1 pseudogene is annotated in these 224 nt (G+C 66.5%); it reads right to left on the bottom strand.

The window, feature by feature from the left end:
- Positions 1-224, bottom strand: a pseudogene (locus OGX66_RS00015) (type VI secretion system tip protein VgrG); the annotation flags it as partial.

Raw genomic sequence — 224 nt, 5'->3', positions numbered from 1 at the left:
GACACCCGCACCCAGCAGGAGCTGTCTTCGTTTCCCGGGCAGTAGCGGTCCCAGTGAAAACGCACCCGCACCCGGCCATGCTCGTCGCAGAAAATTTCCTCGCCTGCCGGCCCGGTGACAATGGCGCTCTGCGGGCCGTCCACGGCGGGTTTGGGCAGCGGGGAGGCACGCCATGTCCGGTCAGCCGGGATGACGTCCAGGTGGTTACTGAGTGTGGTGCCTTC

Origin of the sequence: Citrobacter sp. Cf072 (assembly GCF_030334485.1) — a bacterium.
Taxonomy (GTDB): domain Bacteria; phylum Pseudomonadota; class Gammaproteobacteria; order Enterobacterales; family Enterobacteriaceae; genus Citrobacter; species Citrobacter freundii.
The sequence above is the reverse complement of the archived record's forward strand: the minus strand, read 5'-3'. Positions and strand labels throughout refer to the sequence as shown.